Source organism: Paenibacillus yanchengensis (assembly GCF_042684845.1).
In the GTDB taxonomy this organism is placed as follows: Bacteria; Bacillota; Bacilli; order Paenibacillales; family Paenibacillaceae; genus Pristimantibacillus; species Pristimantibacillus yanchengensis.
This window is the reverse complement of sequence record NZ_JBHUMH010000013.1, coordinates 168979-176817: the sequence shown is the minus strand read 5'-3', so window position 1 is coordinate 176817 and position 7839 is coordinate 168979. Positions and strand designations below refer to the sequence as shown.

Annotated in this window: 9 protein-coding genes and 2 pseudogenes; 1 reads left to right on the top strand and 10 read right to left on the bottom strand. The window is 36.8% G+C overall.

Annotated features, from left to right (window positions below):
- Positions 1–300 precede the first annotated feature (300 nt).
- The 9 genes and pseudogenes from ACFSTH_RS06175 to ACFSTH_RS06135 all read right to left on the bottom strand — a co-directional run bounded on the left by ACFSTH_RS06175 (position 301) and on the right by ACFSTH_RS06135 (position 6251).
- Positions 301–783 carry a hypothetical protein gene (locus ACFSTH_RS06175; protein ID WP_377770107.1) on the bottom strand — a complete coding sequence of 161 codons (483 nt, stop codon included), beginning with the start codon at positions 781–783 and terminating at the stop codon, positions 301–303.
- A gap of 235 nt (positions 784–1018) precedes the next feature.
- Positions 1019–1291, bottom strand: a pseudogene (tnpA, locus tag ACFSTH_RS06170) (IS200/IS605 family transposase).
- A gap of 129 nt (positions 1292–1420) precedes the next feature.
- Complete coding sequence (locus tag ACFSTH_RS06165) at positions 1421–2020, bottom strand: hypothetical protein (RefSeq protein WP_377770108.1); 600 nt, start codon at positions 2018–2020, stop codon at positions 1421–1423.
- Positions 2017–2523: a polymorphic toxin-type HINT domain-containing protein gene (locus tag ACFSTH_RS06160; protein WP_377770109.1), complete on the bottom strand. Its 507-nt coding sequence runs from the start codon at positions 2521–2523 to the stop codon at positions 2017–2019. Before ACFSTH_RS06160 ends, ACFSTH_RS06165 begins: the two co-directional genes overlap by 4 nt.
- Entirely contained in the window at positions 2465–2623 is a 159-nt protein-coding gene (locus ACFSTH_RS06155; RefSeq protein ID WP_377770261.1) for a hypothetical protein, read from the bottom strand. Before ACFSTH_RS06155 ends, ACFSTH_RS06160 begins: the two co-directional genes overlap by 59 nt.
- Positions 2624–3087: 464 nt before the next feature.
- Positions 3088–3281 (bottom strand): annotated as a pseudogene (locus tag ACFSTH_RS06150) (RHS repeat-associated core domain-containing protein); the annotation flags it as partial.
- A 281-nt stretch (positions 3282–3562) separates the two neighbouring features.
- Positions 3563–4162, bottom strand: coding sequence for a PepSY domain-containing protein (locus ACFSTH_RS06145; protein WP_377770110.1), 600 nt, complete (start codon positions 4160–4162; stop codon positions 3563–3565).
- Between the two features lie 9 nt (positions 4163–4171).
- The gene (locus tag ACFSTH_RS06140) at positions 4172–5137 is read right to left on the bottom strand and encodes an RHS repeat-associated core domain-containing protein (RefSeq protein WP_377770111.1); all 966 of its coding nucleotides are present in this window, start codon (positions 5135–5137) and stop codon (positions 4172–4174) included.
- 688 nt (positions 5138–5825) lie between these two features.
- Positions 5826–6251, bottom strand: a complete 426-nt coding sequence (locus tag ACFSTH_RS06135; protein ID WP_377770112.1) for a hypothetical protein — start codon at positions 6249–6251, stop codon at positions 5826–5828.
- A gap of 304 nt (positions 6252–6555) precedes the next feature.
- Between ACFSTH_RS06135 and ACFSTH_RS06130 the strand changes: the two genes are divergently transcribed.
- Positions 6556–6837, top strand: a complete 282-nt coding sequence (locus ACFSTH_RS06130; RefSeq protein ID WP_377770113.1) for a hypothetical protein — start codon at positions 6556–6558, stop codon at positions 6835–6837.
- Positions 6838–6916: 79 nt separating this feature from the next.
- On the opposite strand, the gene ACFSTH_RS06125 is transcribed toward ACFSTH_RS06130, so the two are convergent.
- Positions 6917–7684, bottom strand: coding sequence for a hypothetical protein (locus ACFSTH_RS06125; protein WP_377770114.1), 768 nt, complete (start codon positions 7682–7684; stop codon positions 6917–6919).
- Between the last annotated feature and the right edge of the window lie 155 nt (positions 7685–7839).

Genomic DNA, 7839 nt, shown 5'->3' with positions numbered 1-7839 from the left:
CCAGTGGAGTTGCTTCCGTCACTAACGTCTGACGATTACCACGTTTATCATACGTATAACTTTCGTCGAATAAGGTAGAAGTCGCTATACGGTTTAACGCATCATAAGTAAAGGTGTTATCTTCCATCATTAAAGCCAACACATGCTAATCCCCTATATTTTTAAGAAGTGAGCATCAAATTTCATATACGGCACGTTTTTCCTATCGGGAATTTCTCATCGAGCGGTTCCTAATTGACTTTGTTATACACAGTTTGATTGAGACTATCAAATTTGGTCATGTTTAGAACGCAAACAAAATTATGTTTGTCTTATATTAATATCTTTATCTAGAAAAGTTACCTTTATAGTCGCACCTGATGAAAACAGAATCTCATGAGATAGCACTCTATCATTAACAGGAAGTAATTCATGGTATCCCCATTCTTCAAACCCATTACTACGACCATCAAAATCTTCGTAAATATGAATGCTCAAACTAATAACCTTCCTGTACTCAATAATCCAATCTTCATCATCAAACTCTACTACAATAGCAAAACTGGATGAGCACGGGAATCGGATGTCTCCTTGAGTTATTTTACATTCGATAACCCTACAATCATGAAATTTATTATCATTCAGTGCATTAAATGTTTTTTCATTCAATCTTGTACTCATCAACCTGTCATATTGCTCCCAGTAAACTTCAGCACTGGCTTCCCACTCATCTTTAGCACGCTTGCTTTTCTCGATATCCAAAGAATTAATATCATCCCATAAATCATTTCTGAAATATTCCAATAACATCTCCTACTTTCTCATATAATCTATACTTACTACCACAAGTAGTATTCTTACATTTAATCTTTATTACGTTACATTTTATTGGAAGATGTTTTTCAATTATTGTTTACTTAAACAACCACCTGCTAAAGCAGGTGGATTAGGACATAAAATGTCGACGACTAAAGTCGTTGCTTATGACTGAAGTCCTCTTAAAGTCCTTTTGCTTAAGCAAACTTAATTTTGACTAAACTCATTCTTCAATACTAAATATGTCGTTCTTTTCTTCATTAAACTGATTCGCAATATAATTTCTAATCGTTTCTTCATCTACTATTCCAGCAGTCGGACAAAAATAACCTCTTTCCCACAAATGTTGTCCCCAATTTTTTTAATCGGGAAATTGATCTTGAAATAGTCTCGATGATCTTCCTTCTAGATACTGCATAATTTTACTTGGGACAAGACCCGATGGACAGGATAACAATAAGTGAATGTGATTTTCCCCTAAACTTCCAACGTACAAACATAGAGGAATATCATACAGAGGTAATGAGGGTTAAGTGATTTCGGTGCGTACCGCTCAATTCATTCGGTACTCGGTGGGGGTAAAAGAAAGACCTTGAGGATTGCCCCCTCAAGGTCTCGTCAGTATTTACTTCATGTCGTTGTAATGTGACATAAACTTTGATTTCATTTCGTCGGGTATGCTATTCCCGAAGTTTAATGATACTAAGTCTGTAATTGCTGTCTCAAGCGATAAGCATGACTCACTCGTGAAACTACTTGTCTCATCACTTAAACCTAGAATACAAATACCACAATTTCTCTCACCCCAAATTGCCCATTTCATAGTGGGTGAAAGCCACACAACTACTTCTGAATTATGAACAATGGCATCAGCAGGACTATCCTCAGGACTCCATTTAAATGTATTCCAATACTCGTTAGCTGTAATTCCCTTGGGAAAGATACACCAATTGTATTGAGAAAACTCTTTATAATAATAATTTACAGGATGTGGGTCTAAAACAGCCATTAGAATAAATGAGTCTCCAGAGAGAGTAACTAGACGCTCAAGTTCATTCCAAAAGGAATAACCCATTGCTTTAGCAAAGTCGAATACACATTTTGTTTGCCAAGGAACTAAGAAAACTTGCTCGGGCAAGCGTTTTTCACAATCGAACGCTTTTTCAACTAGATTTGATGCTTCTTCAAATTGTTCTTTATCTTTAATTACTTTACTCTGACTCATTTGGATGACCCCAATCTAATCTTAGTTGTGACCTCTGTAGCTCCCTTAGACCAAAACTCAGCTGTTCGTTGCCATTGGTTCGATGTGTCACGAACAGTATATTGCGCACCATCTTTAGAATAGATGGTAACTCTACCATCTTTACTAACCGACTTTTTCCATCCGTCCCCGATAAGACTTTTCTCAAAACCTGCTCTTGTAACATCTGTTTCAATATTTCGTACACTTTTCCCGACTGTAATGTCTTTGTATCCACATTTTGTATTATGAACCCAAATACCGATATCCGTTACATAATACGTGTGGAAGTCAGCAACCGTAAAGTTGTATACCGTAACAGGCTCATCCAGTTTAACAAACTCAACCTTATCTATCGTTAGATTACTTCCGTCAGCTTTCTGGAGTTTATCGCCTACTTGAAGTTCATCTGCAAACAGCCACCCTTTACCTTCTACCCAGAACGGATGATTTATCAGTCGTCTCGATGACTTGCTCCCCAACATATAGCTTAATTATATCATCATGTTGGTTGCGGTAAAGATTGGTGATTTCCTTGTAAGCTAATTCTCCATCAGGGTTATTTTCATCCTTGGCAAGAACCATATCTCCGACTTCAATGTCTTCGATATTTTTCTCCCCTTCGTCTGTTAGAACCTTTGTACCTCTATGAAACAATTGCAACCAGTTGCTTTGTTGATTTTACCTATTTTGACCACTTTATCAAGTCCGCGTAAATTAACTGACGTAACATCTGCTACGAAGTATTCCAGTGCCATACCATTCTTAAACGTTTCGGAAAATGCAGATTGTTTTTATATTGACTGAAGGTCTTCAGGAGCATTCCGGTAAACAGAGTCATCATATTTCTAGTAATTGTATATATTCCCTATTTTAGTTTCTGCGTAGTAATTATACGTTCGCAATGGTCCTACAAAGTTTTTCCCATTTCTTATTAACTTTCCATTATTTTTGTAGTCTGCACTCCAAGTTGATGTTGAACTACTACAATTACCTGCATGCGAATATAGAGGATTACGATTTGAATCTTTAGCGGCAGATTCACACCAATGTCCAGTTGGATCGATATTCGTCAACGGATTATTTTGCATATACGTATACAAATTCAAACTCAGTGGATTCTTAATTTCCCCTCATACACATCCTCATATATAAACCGTCCAATGCTTGGATCATACCAACGAGCTCGCAAATATTGCAGATTCGTTTCTTCATCCCAGTATTCTCCAGAATAGCGGAAAGATTGCTCTATCGTTTCGAAATGCTCCAGTGGATTATTTCATTCCAATTCATACATGACCTAGTTTATAATGCGACTCTTCCGATAATTTAGGGGACGGGCTGTTTTTTAAAATCGCCATCTGATACTATGACTTATCATGACACTTCATTCGTTTAACCATCCAAATTTACTTACCCTTATTTTATCTGTCAAACTTAGTGTAACCGATCCATTTTTACTCTGCCCACTTGACAGGGAGCACTTCATACCACCGTCTAACAATGGGCTTCTCTTAATTTAGGCTATCCACCCTGATTAATCACTTCTCCCGAAAAGGCATCTACCCTTACTCGATACATTTTTTGTTCCTGATAAAAAATGACCCACCAAGAAGGTTGTCCTACACCTATTGTCAACATATTATAATTTTCAAAATCGAATCGTTCCTCTGCGTTATTAAAAGATTCAAGTGCAATACGAAATGCTTCGCTATCCGTAATTTTCCATTTGTTGAAATTTAGGTTTCCTGGATTATTTTTATCCTCCCTGAATGGCTTATTGATGTCGATTAGTCTATTCGTTACTGTGTCGAAATGTACTGTATACACATCTGGTATTCCTTGCTCTCGTTCACTCACATAAGTAATCCGTACTTGTCCTTCATGATTCAAGTCGAGTTCCATAAGCACACTACCAATGTGAAATGAATTACCTTTCAAATATTTGCTGATATGTACATCAGCAATGTGAATCAGCTCTGAAGTCGTGTTCGCATTCTCTGGTATGATTTGATTGAGAATAATCTCTCTCCCAAGGATAGGTCTTATCCAAAAAAAGAAAACAAGATAAAGGACTAAAATTATTCCCGCACACCAGATTAGTGTTTTTTTGATGGTTTTCATCTCCTTTCTTCATTTTAAAAGAATCGCTATATATTCCATATAGCTATATACTTGGTCAGCATAATGATTCCCCTTAGCAATAGCATCTGCTGTACTCATTGAAGAGTTGTAGTGAGCCACTGTTGTTTTGTTTATCACACTCTGTCCCAGTCGTTGATTTTCATATAAGAGTATTACAGAAATTGTTTCAATATTAAAGGCATTATCATTCTTTAGTTTCGATTTTAATTTATTGTCTTTCTCTGGCAAGATCATACTTATATCAATGGATCGCCAGGCTTCCCTTGCTGTCTCAGGAGTTATAGCTCCTAAACCAACTGAACTACCAAATAGATCCATATCCTTCCTTGAAACTTGCTCCCTGAAGATAATTGCTCCGATAAGAGAAGGAGAGACTCCCCTTTCCGATGCAACTCTATTAATAGTGTTCTTGTTCTTTTCCACTGCAGTTAAAGGATCATTCATTAAAGCAGTGCCAATTTGTTTCCAAAGTGGAAAATCATCATACGAAAGATTTACTAATTTACTTTTGGCGTAAACATCGTCAGGAGTATATTTCGCTCCCTTATAATCGCCAAAAACCTCAACTCCTTTTTTGCCACCGTTACATCCTCCCCAATGACCATGCTTACCACCTGCGGACTCGCACCAGTTCCCAGTCGGATCAACATAAATCAACGGATTATTATACACATACGTATAAAGGTTCTGACTTAGCGGATTCGTCAGTTCCCCTTCATACACATCCTCATTTATAAACCGTCCAATACTTGGATCATACCAACGTGCACGTAAATATTGTAGATTCGTCTCTTCATCCCAGTATTCACCCGAGTAGCGGAAAGATTGCTCTATCGTTTCGGAATGCTCCAGTAGTTTGCCCCAGATATCGTACGTGTGCTCATTGATTAGCTCGCCTTCAGCATCCATAATACCAGTCACATCACCATAACCGTTTACCGTATACGTCAACATAAAAATGTATTTATTCTTGTTTGAGCATGTACAGAATCACTTGTCTTCTTTCGATAAACAATATATCAGACGGTAGAATTGTCCAGTAATGATAACAACAAACTCAATATTTTCTTGTGGCATCAGAAAAGAAACCACATGGATTTATTACGCTCGCATGTGGTCACTTAGGTTACTAACTTTTTATCAAGTAAAATAATATAAAGAATATCATTATTATCAATAAAACGTATATACAAATAATAATTACTCTTTTCATCTGTTTATTATCTTTATTTAATTGGTACGCGCCGATAGATATAAAAACAAACATTAACGCTATTGCTAGATAAAGAATGAAAGGTGCCCAATCACTAAAATTTCCATTCCAGTTATACTCTTCAGCAATACTAATATAGGCGCTCAAATATCCAATTATACAAATACATACCATACCTAACATAAATGAAATCGACTTTTTCTTCTTCGTACTTCTAAAAAAAATAACAATGCTTAAAGTAGGAAGCAGTACTGTAAGTAGCAAATATAATGGTAAAGATAAGTTTTCGTAGATTATACTCATTATGTCTCCTTTACTTAAGGAATTCCGTTTTCAAGTATTCAACAGCATAATTTACTCCTGCTCCAACAGCAGCAACTGCAACAAGATATCCTCCACCAGTTACTGCTGTTAGACCTATTGTAACTATTACTGTTCCACCAACGGTTGCACCTGTGCCAGCGCTACCGTTAAAGCAGCTGCCCAATATCTATCAGCACCTGTATATTTTTGAAAAATATTAAAACCAGTAATCCCCAAAGATACTACTCCTGCAGTTTTAGACAGATTTGCAATTGTTTTATCGAGGTAACTTGGATATACAAAACGATCAATACTACTTGCTACTCCTAGAGTTGGCACTCTAATAACTTCATGCTTTGTTTTCATAAATTGATCGTGAACGTAATTCCCCAAGATGCCATCAACAGAGCCAATAATAGACCCTTCGCCAAACTCTTTCCAAAAATTAAATTCTTTTTTCTGAAATGGACCATTCTTTCCAACGTATCCAGTTATGACTCCATTCTCAATTTTTGGACTACCATAGTAAGTGTCATCATCACCGAGATACACACTCGAATCTGATTTACAACTTCCACTATGAGCCCATTTCCCATCTTGTGAAACGCAGTAATTACCACTTGGATCAATATACCTTAGCGGATTATTATGCACATAAGTATAGAGGTTTAATGATAATGGATTCCCGATTCCCTTTCATACGTATCATCTTACCAAATTCATCATTTTGATAGCTAGATGATCGTTTTATTTGCCCAAATGGTCGATATGTGGCATTTTAACAATACCAAACAAAGAAGAACCAATCTGGCTTCGAGCAGAGCTTTAAGATTTATGAATGCGAAGACTATAGCGGTTGTCCGCTCAAACCGAGCTGCACGAAAGCAAAGGGCAACCCGTTCCTACGATTCTCCTTACGAGGGTTGGAGAAAGTTCAAGTCGAGTTTGGAATTGTGGCTTTAGCCCACAATCTACTGAAGGTGGCGAGTATCCGCTTCGCTACATTCTTGCAAAAGTTGGTACGAAAAAAGGGTGGCCGGAAAACTTCACGTTTTCTCGACCAACCTTTTTATTTTGGGGACTTATTGGACAGCCCCATCTTGCTTTATATTATGATATTAATTCCATAGTAATGTAATCAGTTATTCTCCATTTCTGAGTTAAGACCTAGTTCCGTTGAAATTAATTCAGCGATTACCAAACTATAAGCATCATTTTTACCTCACTTTCTCTACGGACAATCCCTTATCCTCAAAACATACTAACAATGTTGTACCAGACGAAAATAATATTTCGTGAGAAATATTGTTCTCATCAATCTCTAACAACTCATGGTAACCCCAACAGTCGATATTTATTCCATAATCCTCCGAACATGTATCGCTATCATATTTAAAACAGAGCTTATTAATTTTACTGTATTTAATTACCCACTCTTCGTAACCATCAGTAATGTTAAGTTGAAATTGCGCTGGCTTTGCATTAGCTACAGTCTGTTGAATTAAACACTCCTTGATTTCAAAATCATGAAAATCATTTTTTTCAAATATATCAAATACTCCATCCGGTAATCTTTTTCTTAACTTTAAAAATTCCGTCCAGTACATCTTAGCATTCAACTTCCATAACTCTTTAGCTCGTCTCTTTTCAACTAGGTCTTCGGAATTAATAGGGTTGTAGGGATCATTACCGGATTTAAATTGTTTATACGATCGATCTTGTTTCTTTTTGTTTTCGTCCCAATCCGAATCACCCTTTTTCTTTAAACCGTCTCTCACCCAATCAGGTAGATCTCCAGAGCTATGCATCTTCTTGTCATGAATTGTGCCGTCTTCATTTGAGACCAATGTTTTCCCTTCGAACCATTGACGTGTATGATCTTTGGTGCCATTCCCCGGACTTCCACTATCTTCCCTAAAACTCCATCCCGCACCTAAATCAACCTTTCTACCAAACAAATAACCTGCTTGTTTAGCTGCATTCATTTCTCCCATGCTGTGGTAAATACTTGAAGTTGATCATGATAATAATCAGGTAAGTACTTATCACCACTTTTTTTATGACCCGTTGGATCCACATATTTAAGAGGATTATTATGTACATACGTATAAAGATTTAAGGTAAGCGGATTATTTAATTC

Coding starts and splice junctions, on each gene's coding strand:
- ACFSTH_RS06155 (WP_377770261.1), bottom strand. CDS start 2,623: ATGGTTCTTGCCAAGGATGAAAATAACCCTGATGGAGAATTAGCTTAC.
- ACFSTH_RS06160 (WP_377770109.1), bottom strand. CDS start 2,523: ATGTTGGGGAGCAAGTCATCGAGACGACTGATAAATCATCCGTTCTGG.
- ACFSTH_RS06165 (WP_377770108.1), bottom strand. CDS start 2,020: ATGAGTCAGAGTAAAGTAATTAAAGATAAAGAACAATTTGAAGAAGCA.
- ACFSTH_RS06145 (WP_377770110.1), bottom strand. CDS start 4,162: ATGAAAACCATCAAAAAAACACTAATCTGGTGTGCGGGAATAATTTTA.
- ACFSTH_RS06140 (WP_377770111.1), bottom strand. CDS start 5,137: ATGTTGACGTATACGGTAAACGGTTATGGTGATGTGACTGGTATTATG.
- ACFSTH_RS06125 (WP_377770114.1), bottom strand. CDS start 7,684: ATGAATGCAGCTAAACAAGCAGGTTATTTGTTTGGTAGAAAGGTTGAT.